Annotated in this window: 8 protein-coding genes; 3 read left to right on the forward strand and 5 right to left on the reverse strand. The window is 76.2% G+C overall.

Annotated elements, in window-relative coordinates; all coding sequences use genetic code 11:
• Positions 1-42 precede the first annotated feature (42 nt).
• The 3 genes from ACFWA9_RS13860 to ACFWA9_RS13870 all read right to left on the reverse strand — a co-directional run bounded on the left by ACFWA9_RS13860 (position 43) and on the right by ACFWA9_RS13870 (position 3,273).
• Positions 43-1,053: a zinc metalloprotease gene (locus tag ACFWA9_RS13860; RefSeq protein WP_380386714.1), complete on the reverse strand. Its 1,011-nt coding sequence runs from the start codon at positions 1,051-1,053 to the stop codon at positions 43-45.
• 293 nt (positions 1,054-1,346) lie between these two features.
• Complete coding sequence (locus ACFWA9_RS13865; protein WP_352293803.1) at positions 1,347-2,051, reverse strand: AAA family ATPase; 705 nt, start codon at positions 2,049-2,051, stop codon at positions 1,347-1,349.
• 295 nt (positions 2,052-2,346) lie between these two features.
• Positions 2,347-3,273 carry an LLM class F420-dependent oxidoreductase gene (locus ACFWA9_RS13870; protein WP_329491098.1) on the reverse strand — a complete coding sequence of 309 codons (927 nt, stop codon included), beginning with the start codon at positions 3,271-3,273 and terminating at the stop codon, positions 2,347-2,349.
• Between the two features lie 162 nt (positions 3,274-3,435).
• On the opposite strand from ACFWA9_RS13870, the gene ACFWA9_RS13875 reads away from it, so the two are divergent.
• Positions 3,436-3,789: a DUF6401 family natural product biosynthesis protein gene (locus ACFWA9_RS13875; protein ID WP_329491097.1), complete on the forward strand. Its 354-nt coding sequence runs from the start codon at positions 3,436-3,438 to the stop codon at positions 3,787-3,789.
• A 104-nt stretch (positions 3,790-3,893) separates the two neighbouring features.
• On the forward strand, positions 3,894-4,700 hold the full coding sequence (locus tag ACFWA9_RS13880) for an alpha/beta hydrolase (protein WP_380386719.1): 807 nt from the start codon (positions 3,894-3,896) through the stop codon (positions 4,698-4,700).
• A 25-nt stretch (positions 4,701-4,725) separates the two neighbouring features.
• Here ACFWA9_RS13880 and ACFWA9_RS13885 read toward each other — a convergent pair whose 3' ends face one another.
• Complete coding sequence (locus ACFWA9_RS13885; protein WP_352293808.1) at positions 4,726-5,598, reverse strand: SDR family NAD(P)-dependent oxidoreductase; 873 nt, start codon at positions 5,596-5,598, stop codon at positions 4,726-4,728.
• Between the two features lie 395 nt (positions 5,599-5,993).
• On the opposite strand from ACFWA9_RS13885, the gene ACFWA9_RS13890 reads away from it, so the two are divergent.
• Complete coding sequence (locus ACFWA9_RS13890; protein WP_380386722.1) at positions 5,994-7,688, forward strand: fatty acid CoA ligase family protein; 1,695 nt, start codon at positions 5,994-5,996, stop codon at positions 7,686-7,688.
• Positions 7,689-7,763: 75 nt separating this feature from the next.
• On the opposite strand, the gene ACFWA9_RS13895 is transcribed toward ACFWA9_RS13890, so the two are convergent.
• Complete coding sequence (locus ACFWA9_RS13895; protein WP_380386724.1) at positions 7,764-14,312, reverse strand: type I polyketide synthase; 6,549 nt, start codon at positions 14,310-14,312, stop codon at positions 7,764-7,766.
• Between the last annotated feature and the right edge of the window lie 44 nt (positions 14,313-14,356).

The raw sequence follows: 14,356 nt of genomic DNA on the forward strand, positions 1-14,356 counted from the left end.
CGTTGCCCGCGCACCCGCCAGGGTCTCTGGACGTACGGCCCGTCAGGCCCGGTAGGCAGCCCAGGAGTTGGACATCCTGGCGACCTGGCCGGGGGTGAACTGGGTCATGCAGGAGTCGTAGGTGTAGTCCATGAAGTTGTGGATCGGGTCGACGCCGGTGGCCGTGCAGGTGTCGCGGCCGGCCGGGCACTGGTACGCGGCCGTCTTCTCGGCCGGAGTGTCCGAGACGTAGTCGCCCTGGCCGCCGCAGCCGCCCTGGAAGGTGTGGTACAGCCCGAGCCAGTGGCCGACCTCGTGGGTGACGGTGTCGCCCTCGTTGTAGTTGGTGGCCGAGCCGCCGGGGAACGAGCTGTCGAGGATGACCACGCCGTCGTCGCTCGGGTTCGACTGGTAGGAGCTGGGGAAGGTCGCCCAGCCGAGCAGCGACTGGCCGAGCTTGGCGGTGTAGAGGTTGAGGGCGTTGGCACCGCCCTTGCGCAGCGAGCTCTTCATCGACCGTTCGGCCGAGGAGCCCGGGGTGACGCCGTTGTACCAGGACGAGTTGTCGGTGTAGTCGGTGCCGGTCAGCTGGAACTGGAACTGGCTGGCGGTGTTGCCCGCGCCCTGGCCGCCGTAGGCGGCGTTGAGGACGGAGATCTGCCGGCTGATGTCCGTCGCGGTCAGCTTGCCCGTCGATCCGGCGTGGACCACGTGGACGTACACCGGGATGGTCGTGGTGGCGGCGAGCGTCCCCGGGGCGAGCAGCGCGCTGCCCTGGGAGGAGTGGGCCAGCTGGGCGACCCGGGCGCTGAGGTCCGCGTCCATCGCCTGGGCCTGGGCCTGGGTGACGGCGTTGGGCTCCTGGCCGCCCGGGCTGCCGGCGGGCTTGCGGGCCCCGGCGTCCTGGCTCTCCCCGCCGACGCACGGGGCGGCGACCGCGCCGGGGGCCTGCGCGGCGGCGGTGGAGAACGCCGAGGGGGCGGCGAACTGGGTGAGCCCGAGGGCCGTGACGAGGGCTGCGGCGCTGAGGAATCTGCGGGGGACACGCGAGGGTACGCGGGCAGAACGACGCATCTGCGCTCCTGAGGGGGAGTTGTGGGGGGTGGCGGAGGGGGGCCGCCGAGCCTAGGCTACGCAGGGCCGCGTGTACGCGTCAGGTTTCTTCCGGCCGCGAAGTTCTGACGACATATCGGACATAACCCGGAAGCCCGATCGAGTGACCCCGGTCACAGGTGGAGCATTTCCGATGCCGTACGGTCGGGGCAACGCCCCCGAGTTGTCCGAAAGTTGACGCTCCGTCCGCCGGACAGGCCTCGGAAGGCCGACCGGACCGGTCGGGTGGGCGGCCCCGCACCGCCTCGCCGAGACTACGACGCCACGAAGACGATCTCCCGCACGGCGCGCGCACCGGCCCGGTCGAGTACCACCGCCGACGCACAGCCCGCCGGCGGCTCGCCCGTCCCGGCCAGCCGCCCGCGCAGCCGCCGGGCGGACTCGCGGTGCCGGGCGAAGGCGTACGCGGAGACGCGCTGGCCCCGGGCGTGCTGGCCGTCCCGGGCCTCCTCCGCGCTCGCGTCCAGCAGGATCAGGTGCACCCGGCGCCCCTGCCGGGCGGCCGCGCGGCCCAGCCAGTACCGCACCCAGGGCAGCGTGCCGCAGTCGTGCACCGCGAGCGGGCCGCCGGCCAGGACGGCGCGGCGCAGCCGCCGGTAGTGCGCGGCCCGCACCAGCGGGCGGTAGGCGGCATAGGGCAGCCAGCCGGGGACCCGGGCCGCGTACTCCTCCCGCACCTGCTGGGAGTCGACCAGCGGGGCGCGGACGCAGCGGCGCATCAGGGTGCTCTTGCCGCTGCCCGGCAGGCCCGACACGACCAGCAGGTCGTCGGCGCGGTAGTGCAGCGCCTGCGCGGGCACCGCGGCGGCCCCCGCCTCGGGGCACCCGGCCGCGCCGGGGCCCCGGCGCAGGTCGTGCAAGCCGCGCGGGCGCAGCACCGCCGCGGCCGGGCGGACCTCGGCGGCGCACGCCGATCTCGGTACGGGCACCTTGGCCCCGGACACCCCGACCTCAACCACCGGCACTCCCCCTGACTCCGCGGCCCCGGCTCCCCGGCCTCCGCCTCCCGAAGAAACCTTCCCCCTTCAAGAGAGAGTAAAGACTAGTGGTCAGCGCCGGTGCGGCCGAGCCCTCCCGCGCCGCCGCGGCGCCTCCCGCACAACGCCCTCGCACCACGCCCTCGGAACCGACGCATTCGCCCCGGCCGTTCGTACCGGCTGTTTCGGCCCGGCTGCCGGGGCAGAGCGCGCCGCCCCCGCCCGGCGGCGCAGGCGGGCGGAGGCGGGCGGGGGCGGCGGACGGTCGCGGGGCGGGTCAGCCCAGCTGCGGGGCGACCCGGGAGGCGATCAGCTCCAGGTGGTCGAGGTCGTCCAGGTCGAGGATCTGGAGGTAGAAGCGCTCGGAGCCGACGGCGGCGTAGCGGCCGATCGTCGCCACCACCTCGTCGGGGGTGCCGGCCAGGCCGTTGGCCTTCAGCTCGTCCACGTCGCGGCCGATCGCGGCGGCCCGGCGGGCCACCTCGGCGTCGTCCCGGCCCACGCAGGCGACCAGGGCGTTGGAGTACACCAGGTCGTCGGCCTGGCGCCCGGCCCGCTCGACGGCGGCCCGGACCCGGCCGAACTGGGCGGCGCTCTGCTCGACCGAGACGAAGGGCAGGTTGAACTCGTCGGCGAAGCGGGCGGCCAGCGCCGGCGTCCGGGTCGGGCCCGTGCCGCCGACCAGCACCGGGATCTTCTCCTGGGCGGGCTTGGGCAGCGCCGGCGACTCGGTCAGCCGGTAGTACTCGCCGGCGAAGTCGAAGGTGTCGCCGACCTTGGTGTTCCAGAGGCCGGTGATGATCGCCAGCTGCTCCTCCAGCCGCCCGAACTTCTCCTTGGGGAACGGGATGCCGTAGGCGGTGTGCTCCTCCTCGAACCAGCCGGCGCCGAGGCCGAACTCGACCCGGCCGCCGCTCATCGCGTCGACCTGGGCGACCTGGATGGCGAGCACCCCGGGCAGCCGGAAGGTGGCGGCGGTCATCAGGGTGCCCAGGCGGATGGTGCTGGTGTCGCGGGCGAGGCCGGCCAGCGTGATCCAGGCGTCGGTGGGGCCGGGCAGGCCGCTCACCCCGCCCATCTTGAGGTAGTGGTCGGAGCGGAAGAAGGCGCTGAAGGCGCCGAGCTCCTCGGTGGTCCGCGCCACCCGGAGCAGGGTGTCGTAGCTCGCGCCCTGCTGGGGCTCAGTGAAGATTCGAAGATCCATGCGGTCCATTCTGGGGCAGATCGCCCCGTGCTTCCGGGCGATCCGCGCTTTCGGCCACGCGGCGGGGCGGGGGGCGGGACCGGCCGGGCGGCGGGCGGCGGGGTGGCCAAGGTCTCAGCCCGCGCGGCCGCTCCCCCGCCGCCGCTCGCCTACCTTGGACGGATGTTCGCCACGCCCGACGAGTCCCACCGCGACTCCCCCGACCAGCCGGCCGGCTGCCCGCTGCCCGGGATCGTCGCCGCCTTCACGCCGCGGCTGGCCGAGTTCGCCTTCGAGCCCGGCTTCGTCGCCGCGGTCGACCAGCACGTCGCCCAGTTGCGCGAACTGCTCTACGCGCAGGGCCCGGAGCTGCTGCCCCTGGCGCTGGACCGCGCGGAGCTGTCGCAGTACGCGGCGGAGTTCGTCGACGCGCTGATCGACATCGGCTGGCGGGAGCCGGTGGGGTACGACTTCGCGGTGCACCGGCTGACCGCGATCTGCTGGCTGGTGCGCGAGCAGGGCCTGCTCACCCGCTGAGGGCGGGCGCGGCCGGGGCGATCCTCCCGGGCGGGCCCGGCGCCGGCGGGTCGACGCGTACAGTGGCGGTCCACGGACGGACGGCGGGGGCGGGACGGTACAGGGTGAGCGGCGACACGGGGAGCACGGTCCGGGCGGGTCGCGAGAGCGGTGCGACCGGCCACCGGGCGCTGGTCTGGCGGGAGCTGCCCGAGCGCCCGGTGGCCGCGGTGCTGGTCCTGCACGGCGGCCGGGAGCACGGCCTCGGCCGGCCCGGCCCGGTCAACCTGCCCGGCCTGCGGATGACCGGGTTCGTCCGGGCCCTGCGCCGGGAGACGGCGGGGGCCGGGGTCGCGATCGGCACCGTCCGCTACCGCCACCAGGGCTGGAACGGCGAGCGCGCCGACGCCGCCCGGGACACCCGGGCCGCGCTCGGCGACCTGGCCGAGGAGCTGGGGCACGTGCCGACGCTGCTGGTCGGCCACTCGATGGGCGGCCGGGCGGCGCTGCGCGCGGCGGGCCACCCGAACGTCACCGGCGTGGTCGCGCTGGCGCCCTGGTGCCCGGCGGAGGACCCGTGCGTACAGCTCGCCGGCCGGAGCGTCCTGATGCTGCACGGCGACCGCGACAAGGTCACCGGCCCGGCCGACACCCGCGCCTTCGCCGCCCGCGCCCGCTCGGCCGGGGCCGGGGTCTGCGGCTACACCGTGGTCGGCAGCGGTCACGCCCTCCTCCGGCGCTCCGGTGACTGGCACCGTGCCACCGCCCGGCTCTGCACCGGACTGCTCGGCCTGCGCGACCTGCCCGCCGAGGTCGGGGCCGCGCTGGCGCTGCCGGCCGGCAGCCGCGACGCCCTCGCCCTCCCGCTCCCCGCCCAGCCGCGCACGGCGCCGCCGCGCCGCCTCACCCCGGTCCTGCCGACCGACGCCTGACGCCGCGCGCCGGCCGCCCCGGCGGTCACCGCACCCCGGCGGCCGGGCCGGGCGCGGGCACCGCGTGCTCCGCCGCACGGCTGACCTCCTCCCAGCCGGCCCAGGTCTCCATCCTGGTCCGCGCGATGTCGAACGCCAGGTCGTAGACCATGCTCCCCAGCAGCAGGCGCAGCGGGGGCTCGTCGCTGTCGACGAGCCGGAGCAGCGCCTCGGCGGCGAGCTTCGGGTCGCTGTCGACCGAGCCCTCGGCGAACTGCTTCGCCAGTTCGGCCCGGAGCGGGTCGTAGGCGTCCAGGGTGTCGGTGCTGTGCATCGCCGTGTAGAGGTCGGTCCAGTAGCCACCGGGCTGCACGATGCTCACCTTCACGCCGAAGCCGGCCACCTCCCTCGCGATCGCCTCGCTCAGGCCCTCCAGCGCGAACTTGCCGGCGCTGTAGAGCCCGGTGCTCGGGAATCCGCCCAGCGCGGCGACGCTGGAGATCTGCACCAGGTGCCCGGAGCCCTGCCCGCGCAGCACGGGCAGCACCGCCTGGCTCACCCAGAGCGCGCCGAAGAAGTTGACGTCGAGGTGGGCCCGGGCCTCGGCCTCGCCGAACTCCTCGACCATGCCCATCGAGAGCATCCCGGCGTTGTTGACGACGATGTCGAGCCGGCCGAAGTGGCCGACGGCCTCGGCGACCGCCGCGAAGACGGCGCCGCGGTCGGTCACGTCCAGCCCGAGGGGCAGCACCCGCCCGGGGTGGGCGGCCGCCAGCTCCTCCAGCGGCCCGGTGGTGCGCGCGGCGACCGCGACCCGGTCCCCCGCGGCGAGTGCCGCGTCCGCGAAGGCGCGGCCGAGGCCCCGGCTGGCGCCCGTGATGAACCAGACCCGGTCGGTGCTTGCGGCTGAGGTGCGCATACCCGGTACTCCTCCACTTACGAGAGACGAGACGGTTCGTCTCGTTTGCTGGCCTCCACTATCGTCCCCGTTCCGCCTTCTTGTCAAGACGAGACGTATCGTCTCACTGGCTCCGCGTGCGGCCGGTGATCCGGGCCGGGCGGTCCAGCTGCACCGCGCACGACCCTTTTTGACGGTTCTCGACCGCGATGATCGCCCGGCCGGTAGCGTCACTCCTGTCGTCCGAGGCCCACCGGCACCGGCTGCCGCACGGGCACCGTGTGCCGCCCGGTGCGACATGTCAGGGCGGCGCTACGGGGAGCGCGCCTTCGTGTGGACCCCGAGGAGTGAGAACCAGTGATGACTGCCAGGCGCCACCGTGGAGTCGAGGCCACCGCCGGACGGGCGGCCCGCCGATGACCGTCGCACCCCGGCACCCCTTCGAGGCCGAGGCCGGTCTCGCCGACTACCTGGAACGGCACGCCCGCACCTCCCCCGAGAAGACCGCGATCATCCACCCCGACGGCCGGGAGCCGGACGGCGCGATCCGCTACCGCGAGCTCAGCTACGGCGAACTGCAACGCCGGGTCGAGGAGTTGGCGGCCGGGTTCAGCCGGATCGGGATCACCTCGGGCATGCGGACCATCCTGATGCCCAAGCCCGGACCGGATCTGTACATCCTCGTCTTCGCGCTGCTGCGGATCGGCGCGGTACCGGTGGTGGTGGACCCGGGCATGGGCATCAAGCGCATGCTCGACTGCTACCGCGCGGTGGGCGCGGAGGCCTTCGTCGGGCCCTCGGTCGCGCACGCCGTCCGGGTGCTCGGCCGCCGCACCTTCGCGACCGTCCGGATCAAGGTGACGCTGGGCCGGCGCTGGTTCTGGGGCGGCCACACCCTGGACGGGCTGCTCGGCGGCTCCGGCTCGGCGCCGGCCCGGCCGGTGACCGGCGACGACCTGATGATGATCGCCTTCACCACCGGGAGCACCGGCGCCGCCAAGGGCGTCGAGAGCGTCCACCGGATGGCCACCGCGACGGCCCGCCAGATGCACGCCGCGCACGGGCGCGACCGTGACGACATATCGCTGGTCACCGTCCCGATCTGGGGGCTGTTCGACCTCATCTACGGCTCGACCATGGTGCTGGCTCCGATCGCGCCGGCCAAGGTGGCGCAGGCGGACCCGGAGCTGCTGACGGCGGCCCTGACCCGGTTCCGGGTGTCCACCGTGTTCGGCTCCCCGGCGCTGTTCCGCGTCCTCGCCGCCCACCTGGAGCGCGAGCGCGTCCCGCTGCCCGAGCTGCGCGGCGTGGTGTCCGCCGGCGCACCCGTCCCGCCCGACCTGGTCGCCTCGCTGCGCCGGGTGCTGGACGAGCGGACCGGGATCCACGTCGCCTACGGCGCCACCGAGGCGATGCCGATCTCCTCGATCGAGTCCACCGAGATCCTGGGCGAGACGGCGGCCCGGGGCGCGCTGGGCGACGGCACCTGCGTCGGCCGGCCGGTCGACGGGACGCTCGTGCGGCTGGTGCGGGTCGACGACGGCCCGCTGCCGGACTGGGAGGACGACCTGGCCGTCCCCGGCGGGGAGATCGGCGAGATCGTGGTGGCGGGGGACGTGGTCAGCCCGCGCTACCACGCCACCGCGGACGCCAACGCCCAGTACAAGATCCGCGAGCGGCCCGCCGACGGTCCCGAGCGGACCTGGCACCGGACCGGTGACCTGGGCTACCTGGACGACGCCGGGCGCCTCTGGTTCTGCGGGCGCCGGGCCCAGCGGGTGCGCACCGCCGGGGGCGACCTGCACACCGTCCGCTGCGAGGGGGTCTTCAACGCGCACCCGCTGGTCCGGCGCAGCGCGCTGGTCGGCATCGGGGCCCCCGGGGCCCAGCGCCCGGTGGTGTGCGTGGAGACCGAGGACGGCGTCTCCGAGGAGCAGTGGCCCGAGCTGCTGACCGAGCTGCGCCGGCTCGGCGCCGACCGGCCGCTGACGGCCGGGCTGCGCGAGTTCCTGCGGCACCCGGGGTTCCCGGTCGACATCCGGCACAACGCGAAGATCGGGCGCGAGGAGCTGGCCGGCTGGGCCGAGCGGCAGACGGCCGCCCGCACCTGAGCCGAACCGCGCGGGCCGGTCCGGACGGTGCTCCCGTCCGGACCGGCCCGCGCGGGTGCCGGGGGGGTCAGCGCGTCAGCGCGTCAGCCAGAAGGCCTCGCGCTGGAAGGCGTAGGTGGGCAGGTCCACCCGCCGCCCGCCCGGCAGGGCGGTGCGCCAGTCGACGTCCTGGCCGCGCACCCACCGCCGGGCGAGCGCCTCCAGTTCGCCGGCCGTACCGGTCGCCGGGGCCGCGGTGTCCGCCTCCGGCCGGCCGTCGATCACGTTCTCGGCCGGCGCCCCCTCGGCCACCGCCTTGAGCCCGCCGAGGAACCCCTCCCGGTCGGCGGCGAACACCACCGCGCGGTGCTCCAGGCCCGCCCGGCCGGTGGCCAGCGAGAAGGCGACGTCCAGGGCGGACGGCTCGGCCCCGGACTCCAGGAAGGCGGCGAGGCGCGCCGCCTGGGCGGCCAGCCCGGCCGCGGTGCGGCCCGACAGTGCCCAGGGCAGCGGCCCGTGCTGCCGGGCCGGAGCGCCCCCGGAGTCCGGGGCGTCCTCGGCCACGTGTTCCAACACGACATGGGTGTTGGTGCCGCTCATCCCGAACGAGGACACCCCGGCCCGCCTGGGCCGACCGGTCTCCGGCCAGGACCGCGCCCGCGTCAGCAGCCGGACCGCGCCGGCCTCCCAGTCCACCTGCGGTGACGGCCGGTCCGCGTGCAAGGTCCGGGGAAGCACGCCGTGCCGCATGGCCAGCACCATCTTGATCACTCCGGCCACGCCGGACGCCGACTGGGTGTGGCCGATGTTGGACTTCATGGTGCCCAGCCAGAGCGGCCGTTCGGGCGAGCGGCCGGCGCCGTAGGCGGCCAGCAGCGCGGTGGCCTCGATCGGATCGCCCAGCGCCGTACCGGTACCGTGCGCCTCCACCGCGTCGACCTGATCGGGCGTCAGGTCGGCGTTGGCCAGGGCCTGCTGGATCACCCGCCGCTGCGCCGAACCGCTGGGCGCGGTGAGCCCGTTGCTCGCGCCGTCCTGGTTGACGGCCGAGCCGCGGACCAGGGCCAGCACCGGGTGCCCGTGCCGGCGGGCGTCCGACAGCCGCTCCAGCAGGACGACGGCGACGCCCTCGGCCATTCCCATGCCGTCGGCCTCCGCCGAGAAGGACTTGCAGCGGCCGTCCGCCGACAGCTCGCCCAGCCGGCTCAGCCCGACCAGTTCGGACGGGTAGGACATCACGGTGACCCCGCCCGCCAGGGCGAGCGAGCAGTCGCCCTGGCGCAGCGCCTGGGCGGCCAGGTGCAGGGCGACCATCGAGGACGAGCACGCCGTGTCGACGGTGACCGCCGGGCCCTCCAGGCCGAGGGTGTAGGAGACCCGGCCGGAGAGGATGCTGATCACGTCGCCGAGACCGAGGTGCGCCGACAGCTCGTCGGTGACCTCGGCCCGGGCGCCGTAGCCCTGGTAGCGGGAGCCGATGTAGACGCCGGTCCGGCTGCCGCGCAGGGCGTGCGGGTCGATGCCGGCCCGCTCGACGGCCTCCCAGGAGGCCTCCAGCAGCAGCCGCTGCTGCGGGTCCATCGCCAGCGCCTCGCTCGGGCCGATGTCGAAGAACCCGGGGTCGAACTCGGCGGCGTCGTGCAGGAATCCGCCCTCCCGCGTGCAGGTGGTGTCGGGGCGTCCGGGCTGCGGGTGGTAGAGGCCCGCGAGGTCCCAGCCGCGCTCGGTGGGCAGCCCGGAGACGGCGTCCGTACCGGCGTCGAGCAGCTGCCAGAGGTCCTCGGGCGTCCGGACGCCGCCCGGCAGCCGGCAGCTCATCGCCACGATCGCGACGGGGTCGTCCCCGGCCGCGGCACCGGCGGGCGCCGGGTGCTCGGCCACCCGGGGCGACTCCCCCAGGATCTCGGTCCGCAGCCGGTCGGCGAGCGCCCGGACCGTCGGGTGGTCGAAGACCACGGTGGTCGGCAGCCGCAGGCCGGTCGCGGCGTTCAGCCGGTTGCGCAGGTCGACCGAGGCCAGCGACTCGAAGCCGAGTTCGCGGAAGGGCCGCCCGGTCGCGATCGCCTCGGGCGAGTCGTGGCCGAGCACCGCCGCCACCGTCCCGGCGACCAGTTCCAGCAGCTCCCGGTCGGCCTCCGCCGCCGGGCGGCCCGCCAGGCGGTCGCGCCACCGGGCGAGGGCGTCCGCCGCGTGCCCGGGCTCCGGCTGCTCGCTCCGGCGGCCCCGGCGGGCCTCGGGGATGGCGTCCAGGAGCGGCCGCGGCCGGGCCGAGGCGAAGGTCGGCACGAAGCGGTCCCAGGCCACGTCGACCAGGGCGACGAAGGTCTCGTCGCGGTCCAGCACCTGCTGGAGGGCGGCGACGGCCGGTTCGGGGTCCATCAGCGGCAGCCCCTGCCGGAACAGCCGGCGCTCGGCCTCCTTCGACGGGCCCTCGGGGCCCCAGCGGTCCGGGGTGTTCCACAGCCCCCAGGCGACCGAGGTCGCCCGCAGCCCGCGGGCCCGGCGCTGCTGCGCGAGGGCGTCCAGGTAGGCGTTGGCCACCGCGTAGGCGCCGTGGTCGCCGCTGCCCCAGACCCCGGCGACGGACGAGAAGAGCACGAAGGCGTCCAGGTCGTCCCGGTCGAAGATCTCGTCGAGGTGGCGGGCGCCGTCCGCCTTGGCCGCCACCACCTCGGCGAACTCCGCCGGGGTGGTGGCGTCCAGCGAACTCAGCCGGATGAAGGCGGCCGCGTGCACGACGGCCCGCACCGGCGTGCCGTCCGCCGCCAGCCGGGCCACCAGCGCGGCGAGCGCCGACCGGTCCGCGACGTCGCACGCGGTGACCGTCAACCTGGTACCGGTGGCCGCGAGTTCGGCCCGCAGCGCGTCGGTGGCCGGACCGCCGGCGGCGGAGCGACTGGTGAGCACCAGGTGCTCGGCCCCGCTGCGGGCCAGCCAGCGGGCGAGGTAGGGGCCGACCGCCCCGGTGGCGCCGGTGAGCAGGACGGTGCCGCGCGGCCGCCAGCCGGCCGGTTCGGCCGCCGTCCCCGGCTCGGCCCCGGCCCCCGCTGCGACCTCCGCCCCGGGGGCCGGGGCCGACGCGCGGACCAGCCGGCGCGCGTACAGGCCGTCGGCCCGGACGGCCACCTGGTCCTCGTCGGCGATGCCCGCGAGCACGCCGCACAGCCGGGCGCGCGCCCGGTCGTCCGGCTGCCCGGGCAGGTCGACCAGGCCGCCCCAGCGGTCGGGGTGCTCCAGGGCGACCGTCCGGCCCAGGCCCCAGAGGGCGGCCTGGCCGGGGCTGTCGAGCGGGTCGGCGGCGCCGACCGTGACCGCGCCGCGCGTCGCGCACCAGAGCGGGGCCGCGACACCGGCGTCACCGAGCGCCTGCACCAGGGTCAGCGTGAGCACCAGGCCCACCGACAGCGCGGGGTGCTCGGGGTGCGGCTGCCCGGCCGGCGCCAGCAGCGACAGCACGCCCGCCAAGGGCTCCGGCCCGCCGGCGAGTTCGCGCAGCCGGTCGGCCAGCCGGGCGCGGTCCGCGGCCGGGTCGAGCGCGATCCGCAGCACCCGGGCGCCGTGCTCGGCGAGGGCGCGTTCGGCCCCGGTGGCCCACGGGTCACCGGTGTCACCGGCCGGGACCACCACCAGCCAGGTGCCGGACAGGGCCGGCCCGGACGGCTCGCGGAGCGGCTGCCAGTCGATGACGTAGCGCCAGCCGTCCACCGCGGACAGCGTCCGCTGCCGCTGCCGCCAGGCGGCGAGCAGCGGCAGGGCGGGCGCCAGGGCGTCGACGGCCGCCCCGCCGTCCGGTCCGGCGCCCAGCGCGCGGGCCAGGGCCTCGATGTCGCCCTGCTCGACGGCCGCCCAGAACGGCTGGTCCGCGAGCGGCCGGCCGCCCGGCCCCGGCTCCTCCTCCGGCTCGGCGTCGAGCCAGTAGCGGCGGCGCTGGAAGGCGTAGGTGGGCAGCTCGACCGGGCGGCCGCCGGCGGTGGCGGCGCTCCAGTCGACCGGCACACCGGCGGCCCAGAGCCCGGCCACCGAGGCCAGCAAGCGCTCCGGCCCGCCCTCGTCGCGGCGCAGCGTGCCCGTCACGGTGGCCGTGGCCTCCGCGCTCTCGACGGTGTCCTGGATGCCGGCCGCCAGCACCGGGTGGGGGCTGACCTCGATAAAGACCCGGTGGTCGTCGTCGAGCAGCGCCCGGGTGGCGGCCTCGAACTCCACCGGCTGGCGCAGATTGGCGTACCAGTAGGCGGCGTCCAGCTCCCGCCCCTCCATCAGCCGCCCGGTGACCGAGGAGTAGAACGGCACCTCGGCCGGGCCCGGCACGACCGGCGCCAGTACCCCGGCCAGCTCGTCCCGGACCAGATCGATCTGCGGCCCGTGCGAGGCGACGCCCGCCTGGACCCGGCGGACCCGGACGCCGTCCGCCTCGCAGTCCTTCACGAAGGCGCCCAGCGCGTCGAGGTCCCCCGACACCACCACGGTGCCCGGCCCGTTCACGGCCGCCACCGAGAGCCGGCCCTCCCAGGCCCGCAGGCGCTCGCGCACCTGCTCCACCGGCAGGAACACCGGGGCCAGCCCACCGAGTCCGGCCAGTCGGGCCAGGGCCCGGCTGCGCAGCGCGGCCAACCGGGCGGCGTCCGGGAGCGTCAGCACGCCGGCCACGCAGGCGGCCGCCACCTCGCCCTGGGAGTGCCCCACCACGGCCGAGGGTTCCACCCCGTAGGAGCGCCAGACCGCCGCCAGCGACACCAGGACGGAGAACAGCACGGGCTGGACGACGTCGATCCGGTCCAGCGACGGCGCGCCGGGCGCGCCCCGCAGCACGTCCAGGAGGTCCCAGTCGACGAAGGGCTTCAGCGCCTCGGCGCACTCCGCCATCCGGGCCCGGAAGACCTCCGACTCCGCCAGCAGCTCGACGCCCATCCCGACCCACTGCGAGCCCTGGCCCGGGAAGACGAAGACGGTGCCGTCGTGCTCGGTGACGGCGGACCGGACCACCGCGGCGGCGGGCCGGCCCTCGGCCAGCGCGTCCAGGCCGCGCAGCAGCGCCGCCCGGTCCGCGCCCAGGACCGCGGCCCGCTCGGGCAGCGCCGCCCGGGTGACCGCCAGCGCGTGGCCGACGTCCCGCACGCCCAGCTCCGGCCGCTCCCGCAGATGCGCCGCCAGCCGGCCGGCCTGAGCCCGCAGGGCACCCTCGTCAGCACCCGACAGCAGCCACGGCACCACACCGTCCGCGCTCGCCTCCGCCGCCTCCGCCGACTGCGACGGCTCCGGCGGCGCCTGCTCCAGCACCACATGCGCGTTGGTCCCGCTGATCCCGAACGAGGACACCGCCGAACGCCTCGGCCGCCCCGTCTCCGGCCACGGCCGCGCCCGCGTCAACAGCTCCACCGCACCCGACGACCAGTCCACCTGCCCGGTCCGCTCGTCCGCGTGCAGCGTCTTCGGCAGCACCCCGTGCCGCATCGCCAGGACGGCCTTGATGACCCCGGTGACACCGGCGGCGAACTGGGTGTGGCCGAGGTTCGACTTCACCGAGCCCAGCCAGGCCGGGTGCTCCGGCGGCCGGCCCTGGCCGTAGGTGGCCAGCAGCTCGACGGCCTCGATCGGGTCGCCCAGCGCGGTGCCGGTGCCGTGCGCCTCCAGCAGGTCGACCTGGTCCGGCGTCAGCCGCGCCTCGGCGAGGGCCTGCCGGATCACCCGGCGCTGCGCGGCGCCGTTCGGCGCGGTCAGGCCGTTCGACCTGCCGTCCTGGTTGATCGCGCTGCCCCGGAGCACCGCGAGCACCGGGTGGCCGAGGCGGCGGGCGTCGGAGAGCCGCTCCACCAGCAGCAGGCCGACCCCCTCGGCCGTGCTCATGCCGTCGGCGCCGGCGCCGAACGCCTTGGAGCGGCCGTCCCGGGCCAGCGCCCGCTGGCGGGACAGCTCCAGGATGCCGTCCAGGGTGGACATCACCGTCACCCCGCCGGCCAGCGCGAGGTCGCACTCGCCCTGGCGCAGCGAGCGGGCCGCGAGGTGCAGCGCGACCAGCGAGGACGAGCAGGCCGTGTCCACCGTGACGGCCGGCCCCTCCAGCCCGAGCGTGTAGGAGACCCGGCCGGAGGCGACGCTGCCCGAGCGGCCGTTGCCCAGGTAGCCCTCCAGCCCGTCCGGCACCCGGCCCAGCCGGGTGCCGTAGTCGTGGTAGCCGAGGCCCGCGAAGACGCCGGTCCGGCTGCCGCGCAGGGAGTGCGGGTCGATGCCCGCCGCCTCGACGGCCTCCCAGGAGGTCTCCAGCAGCAGCCGCTGCTGGGGGTCCATCCCGAGCGCCTCGCGCGGCGAGATGCCGAAGAACTCCGCGTCGAACTCCGCGACGTCCGTCAGGAAGCCGCCCTGCCGGACGTAGAACGTGCCGGGCACGTCCGGGTCGGGGTCGTACCGGCCGTCGATGTCCCAGCCGCGGTCCCGGGGCAGGTCGGCGATCACGTCCGCGCCGTCGGTCAGCAGCGTCCAGAGGTCCTGCGGGGTGCGCACCCCGCCCGGGAGGCGGCAGGCCATGCCCACGATCGCGATCGGTTCGGGCGCGGGGTCGGCGAGTTCGGCGTTCCGCCGGCGCAGCAGCTCGTTCTCCTTCAGCGAGAGCCGCAGGGCTTCGACGAGGCGGTCCTGGGTCTCAGCCATCTTTCCTCCACTGGCGGTTCCGGGTCGGTCGGCATGCGGGGCCC

This window comes from Kitasatospora sp. NPDC059973 (genome assembly GCF_042737525.1).
In the GTDB taxonomy this organism is placed as follows: Bacteria; Actinomycetota; Actinomycetes; order Streptomycetales; family Streptomycetaceae; genus Kitasatospora.

Bases quoted from the DNA above. Each gene is read 5' to 3' on its own strand.
- ACFWA9_RS13885 (WP_352293808.1), bottom strand. From the start codon at position 5,598: ATGCGCACCTCAGCCGCAAGCACCGACCGGGTCTGGTTCATCACGGGC.
- ACFWA9_RS13875 (WP_329491097.1), top strand. From the start codon at position 3,436: ATGTTCGCCACGCCCGACGAGTCCCACCGCGACTCCCCCGACCAGCCG.
- ACFWA9_RS13860 (WP_380386714.1), bottom strand. From the start codon at position 1,053: ATGCGTCGTTCTGCCCGCGTACCCTCGCGTGTCCCCCGCAGATTCCTC.
- ACFWA9_RS13890 (WP_380386722.1), top strand. From the start codon at position 5,994: ATGACCGTCGCACCCCGGCACCCCTTCGAGGCCGAGGCCGGTCTCGCC.
- ACFWA9_RS13870 (WP_329491098.1), bottom strand. From the start codon at position 3,273: ATGGATCTTCGAATCTTCACTGAGCCCCAGCAGGGCGCGAGCTACGAC.
- ACFWA9_RS13895 (WP_380386724.1), bottom strand. From the start codon at position 14,312: ATGGCTGAGACCCAGGACCGCCTCGTCGAAGCCCTGCGGCTCTCGCTG.